This is a genomic window from Bacillus sp. TH13 (assembly GCF_016651175.1).
GTDB lineage: Bacteria > Bacillota > Bacilli > Bacillales > Bacillaceae_G > Bacillus_A > Bacillus_A thuringiensis_S.
Genome location: NZ_JAEKEJ010000025.1, coordinates 1,646,464 through 1,661,400 on the forward strand (window position 1 = coordinate 1,646,464; position 14,937 = coordinate 1,661,400).

Consider the following 14,937-nt stretch of genomic DNA (forward strand, 5'->3'; position numbering starts at 1 on the left):
TTGATAATCATTTTCATTTGAACATCCTGTTAATTAGTATAGTCATTAATTCTGTGAAAATCTTGTGAATGGTGTGAATTCATAAAATCAGGCATAAAAAGTAATATGTGAAGTCAGGCGTGTTGATTAACCATGATTTCCTCTACAAAACACGCTCATTAATAGCTAATATTTTTATAATCCATTTTTTTACGTCTTTTAATATTTCTAAGAAACTATTTGATTATTAGATTCAATAGAAAAAAGAGTAAAACTGAATGAAACAGTTTTACTCTTTTTTCTATTACCTTATTTTATCATTCAGTCATTGAATAACCTCTACCATGTATCGTTTGAATATATCTGTCTTTCTTCTCGCACTTTAACTTTTTTCTTACATACCCAATATATAAATCTACTACATTTGGATTTACTACTACGTTATATCCCCAAACTTGATTCAAAAGCATTTCACGGCTCAATATTGTGTTTTTATTCTTGATTAAAAATACAAGTAAGTCGTACTCGCGCTTAGTAAGCGAGAGGTTTTCGCCACCCTTTTTCACAATATTGCTAGATGCATCAACAAAGAGATCTTTAAACTGAAAAAAATTCGTCTCATTTTGCTGGTTACAATCACTTCTCCTTAAAATAGCTTGAACCCTTGCTACTAATTCTTCTTTCGCAAATGGTTTTCTTATATAATCATCTGCTCCTGCTTGTAACCCTGCTACGCAATCCTTACTAGAAATATTGTCAGTCACAATAATGATCGGTGTCGTTTTAACAAGTCGTATTTGTCTGCAAATTTCCGGTCCCGATATACTTAATGAATCCCAATCTAATACGATAATATCCCAATCTTGTTCATATATTATATTTAAACCTTCGTTTTCATTGTGAAGTTTTAAAATGAAATAGCCTTCTTGCGTTAGACCGCTTACAATTTTCTTCGCTAAAGACCTTTCATTCTTAATTACTAACACCTGCCTCACCGATGGTTCACCTCTACTTCAATATAACTTATTTAGATAAAAAAATTATCCTGAAAAAACAATTTAAGATTTATAAATTTAAAATTCCTAAATAATCCATTAAAACAGCTTATTAGGAGAACTCTATATAATCTTACAATAGGTATGGATAAAAACACAAAACATATGAAGATTCGAATAAAGTGAAACTTTAATAAACACTCACCAATTGGGCGTTTACTAGCAGCTATAGTATCTACCTGTTTATCATCAATAACCATTTTTTATTCTCTGTTTCAGGGATACCGCCCCATCAACTTAAGTATTCTATACAACCACAAACAAAAAGAACCATAACCTCGCCAACCTGACAAAGTTATGGTTCAGATCATACAAAATGTGATTTGAACCATAAAATTACCATGGTTTGAATCATAAAATTGCCATGAACAACACATTTTCAAAATAGATAACCAAAAAATTAGAAGTATAATGTTGCCGTGAGTACCTAATTAACCCATAAGGTTGCCACAAGTACAATAAAAAAACAAAAATTCGTTACGATTCTATCCTATAAAACCCCAAGTTTGTATAGTTAATGATAAAACCTAAACAGCTTACTCTTATTGTCGTACATTACTCACTAAGATCCATTTATTTTAAGTTACGTTTATATATCCTAGTTCTTTTAGAATTTTTTTATGAAGATACCAATAAAAAAGGAACTTCCTTATATAGAAAGTTCCTTTATAGTTCATATAATTCATTAGATTTGTTCCATTATTTATTTCTTATAGTTTGTTTTTGAAAGAACGTGCAGAATTTCATCAACTGCTTTTTTATATCCCCCTGCCATTTGGAAAGAGTTCCTAATTTTACAGCTATTTTCTTTGAATTCTTTTCTATATAGTACTGCTTCTGTCTCTTCCCGTAATATTTCTGGAGTTAAGCTCGTTTTGTCTAAATGAATACCCGCTCCTAATTCAGTTACTCTTTTAGCAACTAAAGGTTGATCTCCTGAAATAGGTATTACGACTAATGGTACCCCATAATATAGCGCTTCACTGGAACTATTCATTCCTCCATGTGTAATGAATACATCTGTATGCTTTAATACTTCTAATTGTGGAACATATTTATATAGAATAAAATTCGGAGGAACATTTTTAAATTGTTCTATATCTGTTTTTTTACCAACTGCTAATACAATTGTTGCAGGTATGTCTTTAAAGGCTTCAAAGCATTTTTCATATAAAGTTTGTTGTTGATTAACTATAGTTCCCATAGAGATGAAAATCACTTTTTTATTTTTTAAATCTTCTATAGGAAAATCTCCCACATCATGACGCGGTGTGATGGAAGGTCCGACAAATATAAAAGAATCATCAAATTCATTCGCATACGGTTGGTACTCTTTCGAAGTATATACAATAGTAATATCTCCTGGATTACTTAAAATGTCAGGGAAGCTATCGTACATGACTCCGTATTGTTCTTTCCATTTGTTAATAATGTCTATACAATTTTTATTCAAAGGAGCATTCCCGCCTGAATACCCAGAATTATCTTTCCCGAATAACGAAATAGAATCATTAAAAGCAAACGTTGTACATGAAGAAATCTTTGGTAATTGTAAAGCAGATGCTATAATATATCCCACCGCAAAATGATGATCATAAATTACATAATCAAATTGTTCACCTTCGATTTCGGATAAAATATCTTTTATTATTCTATCCATGGCAGAAATCATGTTAAATAACATATCTAACTGATTAGCTTTTTGTTTAACATCCGTATTAATATCTCTTTTTGGCATAAAGTTTTCATATGTTCGAAATTCTGCACCTGTCTTTTCAATTTTATCTCTATAATCTTCAATACAATAATAAATAATTTGTTCGCCTCGTTGTATCAAATCACTTACAATTCCAATTGACGGATTCACATGGCCTTCTCCGGGGAAATTAATAAAAAGTACTTTTGACATAATAAACACTCCTTATTTATATAACTTAATTTATAATTAACTTGGTTAAATATTGAACCACTACTTATCATACCATGTATTGGAATAGAATTCCTTATGCAAAGAATCGTGGAGGAAATTGATAAAACGGATTATAAATAAATTGTTTGGGGTTTTATGGTAATTTATATATTTTTTATAATTACCGTGGCGATATATCTTTGTAAATTTAGTTACAAACAATTGATAGCCACCTAAATCAACTTGTAAGCGGCATATATTGTGATATTTTTAACACTAATGTATATCTCGTTTTTTAAATCTTCCTTCACGTACTTCTGTAATATCTGCTACGGCTAGGAAATCAGATGGATCTAGTTCTTCAATTAAAGATTTTAATTTAGCCTCTTCAAGTCGGTTAATAATGCAAAAAATAACTTTTTGTTATCCCCCGTATAAGCACCTTCGCCGTGAAGATATGTGACCCCACGACCTAATTCTGAATTTATTGCTTCGCCAAGTTCTTCCTGCTGTTCACTGATAATCCATATAGATTTCGATTGTTCAAAACCATTAACTACAGTATCAATTGCCTTCGATGCAATGACATAAGCTAAAATGGAATACATTGCGCGATCCCAACTGAATACGAATCCTGCAGCTCCTAAAATAAAAACATTAAAAAACATAACAATTTCTCCTACAGAAAAAGGAATCTTTTTATTAATTAAAATCGCCAGGATTTCTGTACCGTCTAATGCCCCGCCATATCTAATGACTAGACCAACCCCAAGTGCCATGCCTCCAAAAATAGTAGCAAGAAGAATATCATCTGTAAATGCAGGAATTGAGTGAAAAAGTGTAGTTAAAATTGATAAAGTTAAAATACCAAAAACAGTAGAAAATGCGGATGTTTTTCCAATTTGTTTATGGCCCATGAAAACAAAAGGAAGGTTTAATATAAATAGGAAGATACCTAAATTTAATCCGGTGAGGTGAGAAAGCATAATCGAGATTCCGGTAATGCCTCCATCAATAACCTGATTAGGAATTAAGAAAATTTCGAGTCCTGTGGCCATTAATAGCGCTCCAATGATTATAGCTATAGCCCGCTTAATAATTTGGAACATAGGCAATCGTTGATGTTGTAGTTATCTTTGTGCAGTTTCGGCCAAACGCATGCATCTCCCTCAAATTTTTTTTATTTCTATATTTAAAGATTCTCTTTCCTTTCCTTGGTTCCATAGCATTGTTTAACAATTTAAATCTTTTACTTTTTTATGGATATCTTTCATTTTTTCATCCAGAGATTTTACTGTTTCCGCTGCCTCTTTAAGTTCTTTTTCAAGGTAGCAAGGGATTTCTTTATCATACTTATAATAAATTTTATGTTCTAGGCTAGCCCAAAAATCCATCGCTAAGGTGCGAAGCTGAATTTCAACATAAACCTTCTCTACACTTTTGGATAGTGTCACAGGAATTTGAACAATTACATGTAAACTTTGATATCCATTTGGTTTTGGGTTTGTGATATAATCTTTCACTTGTACAATCTCGATATCATTTCGGTTAGATAATTGCGAATAGATATCATAGATGTCACTTACAAAAGGACAAATAATTCTCATCCCAGCAATATCATACAAATGTTCTTTCGTATTTAACAGGGAAGGCGCAATTTTCTTTCTATCAAGTTTTGATTGAATACTTTCTAAAGATTTGAGTCTGGTCTTAATATGTTCAATTTGATTGTGATTATTTAAATATTTTGCTTCCTCAGCTATAATAGTGATTTTTGTTTTCATTTCGTCTAAAGCAAACTTATAAGGTAATAAAAACTGACCCCATTTTTGCATATCTTCCATTTGGGATTCCCTCATTTCTTTGCCTTCTAAAAATTTCATTTATTCGCCCCCCTTATAAAACCCTTTTTTAAGCAAAGAAAGTTCTAAAGCATAGTTTTTCACCGACTCATCAAAAGGGATTTCCTTTGCGAAACTTTGAATAAGATTTTGAAATGTCACCATCATGATAATTTTCATGATATGAAATATTTCTCCTTCTTCTATAATGTTCAATTTTTCTGTATTTATTAAAACCATGATTTCTGATAATCGACTCTTATAGTTTTCCTCGTTCACATTTCGAGTCAATGTATTTTCGACTTTATAATTCATATTCAAAAAGGCATTTCTAAAAAAGTTTCTATTTTCTAGGTTTTGAAATTTCGTTAGCATATATTGGTATAACTCAATGTATGCGTCAAATAAATCCCCATCCTTTTCTTTTAATATCGAAATGAATTTTTCATTATCTCTTTTGGAATATTCATCTAATAAAAAGAAGAAAACATCTTCTTTACCCTCAAAGTATTGATAAAAGCTCCCCCTCGGTATTCCAGCATCTTTGATGATATTGGAAATCGATGCTTCAAATAATGGAACTCTTGAAAATTCTTTCATTGCTGCTTGAATTAATGCTTCTTTTTTTTCACTTGCTAAATTAAAAAATGTTTGTTTAGGCATTTTTTCCCTCCAATCTAACTAGAATGTGACAATGTGTCACAACTGGGTGTAAATCAATAGTACATGACAACATGTCATACGTCAAAGGGAAAATATGACACGTTGTCACGATGGTTTAACCAAAATTTATTAGGAAATGGATTGATTTTTTGGCTTCTAAATGCATGGAGTACTGAATGGAGATGATATCCATTCGGAAAATGTAGCACCTGAAACTTTGAAGGTTTAATGTATAAAAAAAGTAAGCTCCATTTTTAATTTAATGGAGCTTTACATATTTGCTAAATTTTTTGACCTATGGCACAACTGAATAGTATGCCCAACATAAGATATTTAAATTACGTGAGCAATAATCTCAAAACTCGTCTTTGTTCAACCAACCTCACCCAGTAAATTAATTTTATGGTCTGGAAAGAGTCTATATCTATTTCTAGCCCTACCTACTAAACCTTCGTACTTCAGTCACTAGCTTTTAGCCTCAAGGATCCTGAGAAAGAAGTTAGTAATCAATACTTAAGAGACTGATTCAAATTGACTATTATACAGATCCGCATAGAATCCACCTTTTGCTAGTAACTCCTCATGGTTTCCTGTTTCTAAAATGTCTCCCTCTTTCATCACTAAGATCAAGTCAGCATTTTTTATCGTCGAAAGACGGTGTGCAATGACAAAGGATGTTTTCCCAACTGTTAAACGATCCATTGCTTTTTGAATTAATAATTCCGTACGTGTATCAACTGAGCTCGTAGCCTCATCTAGAATTAATAATGGGGCATTTTCAATCATCGCACGGGCAATCGTAATTAATTGTTTTTGTCCAGCTGATAAATTCGCTTTATCATTTAATAAGGTATCATAACCGTTAGATAAGTTTTTAATCGTATTATGCAGCCCAACTGCTTTACATGTTGCTATAATTTCTTCATCTGAAACATTTTCCTTTGAATAGACAATATTTTCGCGAATCGTCCCCTCGAATAGCCATGTATCCTGAAGTACCATACAGAATAGATCATGCACATGTTCACGAGTTAATTGATTTATAGGAACACCATCAATAGTAATTTCGCCACTGTTCAGTTCATAAAATCGCATTAATAAATTTACTAATGTCGTTTTTCCAGCACCCGTTGGACCTACAATAGCTACTTTTTGTCCTGCATTCACTTTAGCAGAGAAGTCTTTAATGATAAGACGATCTTTATCATAGCCAAATTTAACATGCTTAAATTCCACATCTCCTTTGACATTATCTAATCTCAGTGTTTTTTCACTTTCATTTGATAATTCTTCTTCTTCTAAAAATTCAAATACACGTTCACTTGCTGCTGCTGTAGATTGCAGATTCGTTGCAGCTTGTGCTAATTGTGATAATGGCTGTGTGAACAAACGAATATAGACCATAAAGGCAACGATTGTTCCAATTGTAATTACACCATTTGTCACAAGTAATGCACCAACAATACAAACTGCTACATACCCAAAGTTCCCGATAAACTGCATGATAGGCATCATAATCCCAGACATAAACTGTGATTTCCAAGCATTATCAAAAAGACGATCATTGATTGTATGGAACACTTCTTTTGCTTCCTTTTCGCCGTTATATGCTTTTACGATATGGTGACCTGCATACATTTCTTCAATATGTCCATTGATTTTCCCTAGTTCAGCCTGCTGTTGTACAAAGTATTTTTGAGAACGCTTCATAATCAATGTCATTAAAATAAATCCAATTAAGGTTGCAACAATTCCTGTTATAGCCATAATCCAGTTTGTATAGAACATCATTATTAATGCACCAACAAAAGTTGCGATTGCCGTTACTAATTGTCCTAGGCTATTATTTAGCGTTTGGCCAATTGTATCAACATCATTTGTTACACGGCTTAATATATTTCCATAACTCATTTTATCAAAGTAACTTAAAGGGATTCGATTCATTTTTTGCGATAATTCTGTACGCATTTTTTTTGTGATTTTTTGTGTTACCGTTGCCATTATAAAACCTTGTATATAATTAAATACCAAGCCTAATCCGTAGAGAACCACTAAAATGATTCCAATATTTTTGATTGCACCTAAATCAATGTCACCCCTAATCCCTTCTTGGATAAGGTCTGTCATTTCACTTAATTTATCTGGGCCATATACATTAAATGCAGAACCCACAAAAGCTAATATTAAGGCAAAAATAACAATGGGTACATAAGACTTACAGTAGGAAATCAGCTGTTGAATCGTTTTTTTAAAATTGTTTACTTTTTGCCCTTGGGCCCTGCCACCCATTGGACTAAGCCCTCCGCCCATCTGTCTCCCATTTTTTGAGTTTTTTTCATGATCTCCAATGGTATAATCATTTTTGGCCATCAGTCAATTCCTCCTTCGAAAGCTGAGAATATGCAATCTCTTGATACGTCTCGCAGCTATCCATTAATTGTTCATGTGTTCCATTCCCAACTACTTCTCCCTCTTCAAGCACAATAATGCGGTCTGCGTCTTTAATTGTTCCGATACGCTGTGCAACAATTAAGGTAGTGGCATCCTTCGTTTCTTTTCTTAAAGCAGAACGTAGAACCCTGTCTGTTTTGTAGTCTAATGCTGAAAACGAGTCATCGAATATATAAATTTCTGGTTTCCGATAAATTGCACGTGCAATCGATATACGCTGTTTTTGTCCCCCAGATACGTTTGTACCACCTTGTGATATCTGCGCTTCATATTGTCCTTCAAGTTTTTCCACGAATTCTTTCCCTTGTGCAATTTCCAATGCTTCTTTGACAGCATTTAGTGACGAATCCATATGTCCAGATTCTCCATAGGATACGTTCGAAGTTACAGTACCACTGAATAACACAGACGATTGTGAAACGTAACCAATTTTATCGTGTAGAGTTTCTTGTCTATAATTTTTTACATTTATGCCATCAACCAATACTTCCCCTTCAGAAACATCATTGAAACGAGGAATTAGATTTACCAAACTTGTTTTTCCACTCCCCGTGGATCCAATAAAAGCTACCGTTTCTCCTTTTTTTGCAGTAAAGCTAATATTACGAAGAATATGGTTCTCTGAATCTGGATATTTAAAGCTAACATTGCGGAACTCAATCTCTCCTACAATACCTGGTTTTCCTTCTGTAACTGTACCATCTGTAATTTTCGCTTCTGTTTCAAGTACTTCCATAATACGTTTTGCTGATACCGTAGCACGAGGTAACATAATAAAAATCATACTTACCATCATAAATGCCATTACAACTTGCATGGCATACGATGAGAAAACAACTATATCCGAGAAAATTGTAATTCGATTTACCATCTGTGCTTCGTTAATCAAATAAGCACCAATCCAATAAATCGCAACACTTAAACCGGACATAATTGCAGTCATCCCTGGTCCAATAATTGCCATTAAACGATTTGCAAAAAGATTTGTTTTTGTTAATTCCATATTAGCTTTTTCAAATTTATTTTCTTCATAGTCCTTAGCGTTATAAGCACGTACAACGCGCATCCCTGTCAAGTTCTCACGAGTTACACGGTTTAAATTATCAGTAAGAGTTTGAATGATTTTGAACTTTGGTATTGCAAATAGAATAATCACAGCTAACATCATGCATAAAACGACAACTGCTATACCCGTCGCTGTTGTCAATTTCCAGCTTTTCCCTGAAATTTTCATGATTGCCCAAACAGCTAGAATTGGCGCTTTTACAATTATCTGTAATCCCATTGCCACAATAAATTGAATTTGCGTAACATCATTAGTTGAACGAGTAATCAAACTTGCTATCGAAAAACGATTAATTTCTTCCAACGAAAAAGATAAAGTTTTATCAAAAACTAATCCGCGTAGACGTTTTGATAATCCCGCTGCAACCTTAGCAGCAAAGTATCCTACGATAACAGCAGTAACCATACTTCCTACTGCACAGAGTAGCATATATGCTCCAGGTTCAATAATTTGAGAAAAGTTCGTACCTTCCATTTGGATTAATGTCGTGATTTCAGCCATATAGTCCGGTAGCTTTAAGTCCAGCCAAACCTGTACCGTAATGAATGCTATACTAAATAGAACAAGTATCCATTCATTCCTTTTCAAATATTTAAATATTTTCAACATATCAATGCCCCTTTTATCTTATAGTGTAAGATATATAATAAATTTTTATGCAGTCCAGTGTTGAACTGCAAATTTAATAATACTCATGAAAACTGCCTATTTTTTAAAGTCTATAAGGTGTTTTATATACGATTATGAGAACACACGTTTCGAAAGTTCTACAAACTTCTGTGCGTCTTCTTTCCCAAGCTTTTGCAGTTTCATCTCCATCTTCTTAAGTGCTTGCTCATGTTTCTCTAAGATGATTTGTTTACCAGCCTCCATAATATATACATTGACTCTACGCTTATCCGTAGAATCCGTACGACGCTCAATTAAATTCTTTTTTTCAAGACCTTTAAGAGCGGTAGCAATTCGACCAGTACTTACATATAAAGCCTCACTTAATTGTCCAGAGGTTACTCCATCCTTTTTAAATGTTAAATACACCAAGATTCCCATTTCGCCACGAGAAAATTCTTGCGTATCAAGTGGTCCCATCGATCTATTTTGTGCTTTTACCATAAATTCAAAAAACTCTGCTGCCAACTTTTTATAAAACATTGAGTCCCCTCCTTTTTTTATTATCTTACAGTGTAAGATAATATCCTTTTATATTTAGATTGTCAAATAATTTTTTAATCCCTATATTAAACTTTTTAATACATAATCGGAAGTAGACAGCAATTTCTCTCACTTTATTTTTAGTACCTTAAGATAAGCTAAATTTTTATAAGCACAGTGAAAGATATTTTTTTTAGGGGATACCTTAAAATTTCATGTATTTAATTGTTGCATATCGTGTGTAAGAAATAGCTCTTAAAATGCTATTTTTAACAATAGGTTATTGGGTATGTATGTTGACCCCTAAACATAAAAATTTGAAGCATAAGTTTGCCGCAAACAAAAAGAACCATAACCTTGCCAAAGTGGCAAATTTATGGTTCAAATCACACACAAAATAAAAAAACCACCAAATATGTATTGGTGGAGACGGTGGGAGTCGAACCCACGTCCAAAAATATCGGCACTTAAGCTTCTACGAGTGTAGTCGATATATTAGCATTTCGCAAACTCTTCGGCCTATCGACAGGCTTCCAAGTTGCTAGTCTGATTGTTCTCTTCCTTCGCCCTCAGACGGCGAACTCCGGCGTAGTCCACTTAGTTTGAGTCCCTTACCCTACCACATGGACGATGGAGGGAGGAACCTTTAGTGCAATTAAGCAGCTAAAGAAAGATTGTTTTGTTTGCCAATTATAGGCTTTGACGTTTTAACGAGGCCGATCCCCTCGACTCGCAACCTAAGCTCGAACTATCCCTGTCGAATCCGTAACGTCCCCATGATAAAAATGGAGCATACGAAGAAAATATCGTGATAGCTACTAAGAGCTGTTTTTCAATGTGCAACAACCTTACATAAGTTATTATATCATACGCGCGCGGTTTTACAAATGTAAATATCTGTATTACATCTTTTGGCGATCACGGAACACGCGTGCAATTTCACGTTTCGCTTCTTTCTCTTTTAAATCGTGACGTTTATCATATTGTTTCTTACCTTTTGCTAAACCAAGTGCCATTTTTGCAAATCCATTTTTCAAATAGATTCTAAGTGGAACTAATGCGTAACCTGTTTCTTTTGCAGCGCCCGCTAGCTTATCAATTTCTTTTTTATGAAGAAGTAATTTTCTCGTACGAAGTGGATCATGGTTGAAACGATTCCCTTGTTCGTATGTATTAATGTGCATATTATGAACCCATACTTCACCATTATGTATACGTGCAAACGCATCTTTCAAGTTCACGCGACCAGCGCGAATCGACTTAATTTCCGTTCCTTGAAGGACAAGCCCTGCTTCGTATGTTTCTTCGATGAAATAATCATGAAACGCTTTTTTATTTTGTGCAATAACCTTACCTGTACCTTTTGGCATATAACGTCCCTCCTCTATTTTTACTATTGTAACAAATGTTAATAAAAAGCGAAAGTGGCTCGTTCTCAAGCCACCAATAAAAAAAGAAAAGGCTCCGCTTTTCATCAAAGCGAAGCCATCCTTTTCTTACTTACGCTTTTTCTTTTTCTTCTTGAATCCTGGTACGTTTTCGAAAAATCCTTTTTTCTTCTTGCCGTTACCATCTTTTTTCCCTGGCTGACTTGCGGATGCGGATGTGGATGCAGATGCGGATCCTCTTCCTTTTCCTTTGCCACCACGGTCAAATTTTCTACCTGTGCCACGTTCACCGCCGCGCTCATTACTGCGCTCGCTACGTCCACCGCGTTTCTTTCTGCCTGTTCTTGGCTGCTCGATAACGACTGGACGATCTTTGAACTTACGACGAGGTGTACCTTTCATGCCAACGATTTCAAAGTCGATTGCACGCTCATCTTTATTTACGTTAATAACACGAATTGTAATTTCGTCACCGATGCGGAATACGTTTCCTGTACGCTCTCCGATCATAGCGAAATGCTGCTCGTCATAACGGTAGTAATCATCCGTTAAGTAGCTAACGTGTACAAGACCTTCAATTGTATTTGGAAGCTCTACAAATAAACCGAAGTTTGTTACAGAGCTAATCATACCGTCATACTCTTCACCGATCTTATCAACCATATACTCTGCTTTTTTCATCTCATCTGTTTCACGCTCTGCTTCAACAGCACGGCGTTCCATATTAGAAGAGTGCTCTGCAATCTCAGGTAATTTTTCACGCCATTTTGCTTGCGTTTCATTGTCTACTTTACCATTAATAATGTATTCACGAATTAATCTATGAACGATTGTATCTGGGTAACGACGAATTGGTGATGTGAAATGTGTGTAGAACTCAGTTGATAAACCGAAATGCCCTAAACTATCCGCATCGTAACGAGCTTGCTTCATAGAACGAAGCATAACCGTTGAAATAACTACTTCTTCAGGCTGTCCTTGAACCATTTCAAGAATTTGTTGCAGCGCACGAGGGTGCACTTCATTCGCACGTCCTTTTACCGCATATCCGAAGTTCGTTACAAACTCGAAGAAACGCTCAAGCTTATCTTCTTTCGGATCTTCATGGACACGGTACATAAACGGTACGTTCATCCAGTGGAAGTGCTCTGCTACTGTTTCATTCGCAACAAGCATAAATTCTTCAATTAACTTCTCTGATACAGAGCGATCGCGCATGACAACATCAGTCGGTTTTCCTTCTTCATCTACTAATACTTTCGCTTCTTTAAAGTCAAAGTCAATTGCACCACGGCGCATACGTTTTTCACGTAGAATTTGTGCCAATTGCCCCATCTCTTTAAACATCGGTACTAATGGCTCATAACGCTTAATTAACTCTTCGTCCTCATCTTCTAAAATGCTTCTTACGTCAGCATACGTCATACGCTCTGTCGTTTTAATCACACTTTGGAAAATCTCGTGTTTAACAACATCACCTAAGTTATTGATTTCCATTTCACAAGATAATGTCAGACGGTCTACTTTCGGATTTAATGAGCAAATACCGTTAGATAGACGATGTGGAATCATCGGAATTACACGGTCAACAAGATACACACTTGTCGCTCTTTCCGCTGCTTCTACATCAATTGGAGAACCTTCTTGAACGTAATGACTTACATCCGCAATGTGAACGCCTAGCTTGTAATTGCCGTTCTCAAGCTTCGTTACTGTAACAGCGTCATCTAAATCTTTCGCATCTGCACCATCAATCGTTACGATCATTTGATCACGTAAATCACGGCGATTCTTTAAATCTTCTTCTGAAATCGTTTCTGGTACACTGTTTGCATGCTCCATCACTTCTTCAGGGAATGCTAAAGGTAAATGATGTTTATGAATGACAGATAAAATATCTACTCCTGGATCATTTTTATGACCTAGAATTTGAATAACTTCACCTTCTGCACTTAAACGGTTTTCTGGGTAGCTCGTAATTTTCACAACTACCTTATGACCTTCTACAGCACCCATTGATGCACTTTTCAAGATAAAGATATCACTCGTCCAGCGCTTATTGTCAGGTATAACAAAGCCAAAGTTTTTCGATTCTGTATATGTACCAACAAGTTCTTTCGTTCCACGCTCTAAAATGCGTACAATTGAACCTTCTTGACGTGAACCGCTCGATTGAGAACTAAGGCGTGCTAATACTGTATCGCCATGAAGTGCACCGTTTAATTCTGTAGGCGGGATGAAAAGATCATCGTCTCCCGTTTTCTTCTCGTCTGGTACAACGAATGCAAAGCCACGTGCATGTCCAATTAACTTACCTCTTACTAAATTCATCTTTTCAGGAAGACCGTAACGGTTGCTACGTGTACGAATAACAAGCCCCTTCTCTTCCATCATTACAAGTGCCTTTACAAAATCTTTAAAGCCCTCAGAACCTTCAATTCCAAATGCCTCTTCTAACTCTTGTATCGTTAGCGGTTTATACGCTTCTTCTCTCATAAATAATAACAACTTATCAATATGTTCTTGTGTAATTTCTTCCAAGCAAAAATACCTCCTTTAAAACCTTATATTATTTAGTGTATCCGAAAGATAGGGGATGTATAAAGCGAAACTTCAATACTCCCCTTATGATTTTTACAGTTTTCACAAAAAATTCCTTATGAAAAAAAGAGGCAACTAGATCTTACCAATCTAGTTGCTCCAAGAAGTTATATACATCCTCATGTAGCTCGTCACGTTGTTTATCAAGTGTAATGACATGCGTAGAGTCTTCATACCATTTAATGTCTTTTAACGTAGATTCTACACCGTTATAAATAATGTTAGCACTATCTGTATTAATCATTTCGTCATGACGGGCTTGTACAACAAATGTTGGTGCATAAATCATATCCACATTGTTACGTACGTCAGCAATTAATTGTTGTAATGCTTTTAATGTATTCATCGGTGTCTTTTGGAATTCCAACATTTCTTGTTCGATTTGCTCTGGTGATTTTTGCTCACGCTTTTTATATTCGCGGGCATATGCCAATATACCTTGGTACATCGTTTCTTCGCTCTTAATATACATCGGTGCACACATTGGTACTACACCTAAAACCGGTACTGTATAACCTAATTTTAAAGAAAATACGCCGCCAAGTGACAATCCAACAACAGCAATTTCCTCAAAACCTTTATCTTTTAAAAGCTGATATGCCTCCGTTACATCTTGCCACCAATCTTCAGGCCCTGTATGAACAAGCTCTTCTGGTGGTACACCGTGCCCTTTATAAATTGGCGCATGACAAGTATAGCCTTTCTTTTCTAAGAAACGCCCTAACATACGTACATCAGCTGAGTTCCCTGTGAATCCATGTAGTAATAAAACAGCGCGGTCTCCACCCTCAAATGTAAATGGTTTCGGAGATGCTAATTTCATCATGTACTT

At 35.0% G+C, this 14,937-nt stretch carries 10 protein-coding genes, 1 other RNA gene and 2 pseudogenes; all 13 read right to left on the bottom strand.

Features of this window, described 5'->3' with window-relative positions; all coding sequences use genetic code 11:
- Nucleotides 1–296: 296 nt before the first annotated feature.
- A complete protein-coding gene (locus tag JFU02_RS16935) occupies nt 297–974 on the bottom strand; it encodes a response regulator transcription factor (protein WP_001250261.1) in 678 nt (225 codons plus the stop codon).
- A gap of 763 nt (nt 975–1,737) precedes the next feature.
- Nucleotides 1,738–2,943: a macrolide family glycosyltransferase gene (locus JFU02_RS16940; RefSeq protein WP_086407211.1), complete on the bottom strand. Its 1,206-nt coding sequence runs from the start codon at nt 2,941–2,943 to the stop codon at nt 1,738–1,740.
- 276 nt (nt 2,944–3,219) lie between these two features.
- A pseudogene (locus JFU02_RS32785) lies at nt 3,220–3,512 on the bottom strand (YitT family protein).
- Nucleotides 3,489–4,052, bottom strand: a pseudogene (locus tag JFU02_RS16945) (YitT family protein); the annotation flags it as partial. The pseudogenes JFU02_RS16945 and JFU02_RS32785, both read right to left, overlap by 24 nt.
- 123 nt (nt 4,053–4,175) lie before the next feature.
- Nucleotides 4,176–4,787 carry a GTP pyrophosphokinase gene (locus JFU02_RS16950; protein ID WP_033667507.1) on the bottom strand — a complete coding sequence of 204 codons (612 nt, stop codon included), beginning with the start codon at nt 4,785–4,787 and terminating at the stop codon, nt 4,176–4,178.
- A gap of 39 nt (nt 4,788–4,826) precedes the next feature.
- Nucleotides 4,827–5,447: a TetR/AcrR family transcriptional regulator gene (locus tag JFU02_RS16955; RefSeq protein WP_086407210.1), complete on the bottom strand. Its 621-nt coding sequence runs from the start codon at nt 5,445–5,447 to the stop codon at nt 4,827–4,829.
- A 513-nt stretch (nt 5,448–5,960) separates the two neighbouring features.
- Nucleotides 5,961–7,817 carry an ABC transporter ATP-binding protein gene (locus tag JFU02_RS16960; RefSeq protein ID WP_086407209.1) on the bottom strand — a complete coding sequence of 619 codons (1,857 nt, stop codon included), beginning with the start codon at nt 7,815–7,817 and terminating at the stop codon, nt 5,961–5,963.
- Nucleotides 7,804–9,573, bottom strand: a complete 1,770-nt coding sequence (locus JFU02_RS16965; protein ID WP_201071304.1) for an ABC transporter ATP-binding protein — start codon at nt 9,571–9,573, stop codon at nt 7,804–7,806. The genes JFU02_RS16960 and JFU02_RS16965 overlap by 14 nt, the downstream gene beginning before the upstream one ends.
- Nucleotides 9,574–9,705: 132 nt before the next feature.
- A complete protein-coding gene (locus tag JFU02_RS16970; RefSeq protein WP_086407207.1) occupies nt 9,706–10,116 on the bottom strand; it encodes a MarR family winged helix-turn-helix transcriptional regulator in 411 nt (136 codons plus the stop codon).
- Between the two features lie 421 nt (nt 10,117–10,537).
- Nucleotides 10,538–10,892, bottom strand: a transfer-messenger RNA (tmRNA) gene (ssrA, locus tag JFU02_RS16975).
- 126 nt (nt 10,893–11,018) lie between these two features.
- Nucleotides 11,019–11,486, bottom strand: a complete 468-nt coding sequence (gene smpB / locus JFU02_RS16980; protein WP_001123917.1) for an SsrA-binding protein — start codon at nt 11,484–11,486, stop codon at nt 11,019–11,021.
- 126 nt (nt 11,487–11,612) lie between these two features.
- A complete protein-coding gene (rnr, locus tag JFU02_RS16985; protein WP_097960168.1) occupies nt 11,613–14,045 on the bottom strand; it encodes a ribonuclease R in 2,433 nt (810 codons plus the stop codon).
- 142 nt (nt 14,046–14,187) lie between these two features.
- Entirely contained in the window at nt 14,188–14,928 is a 741-nt protein-coding gene (gene estA / locus JFU02_RS16990) for a carboxylesterase (RefSeq protein WP_176543119.1), read from the bottom strand.
- Nucleotides 14,929–14,937: the final 9 nt, after the last annotated feature.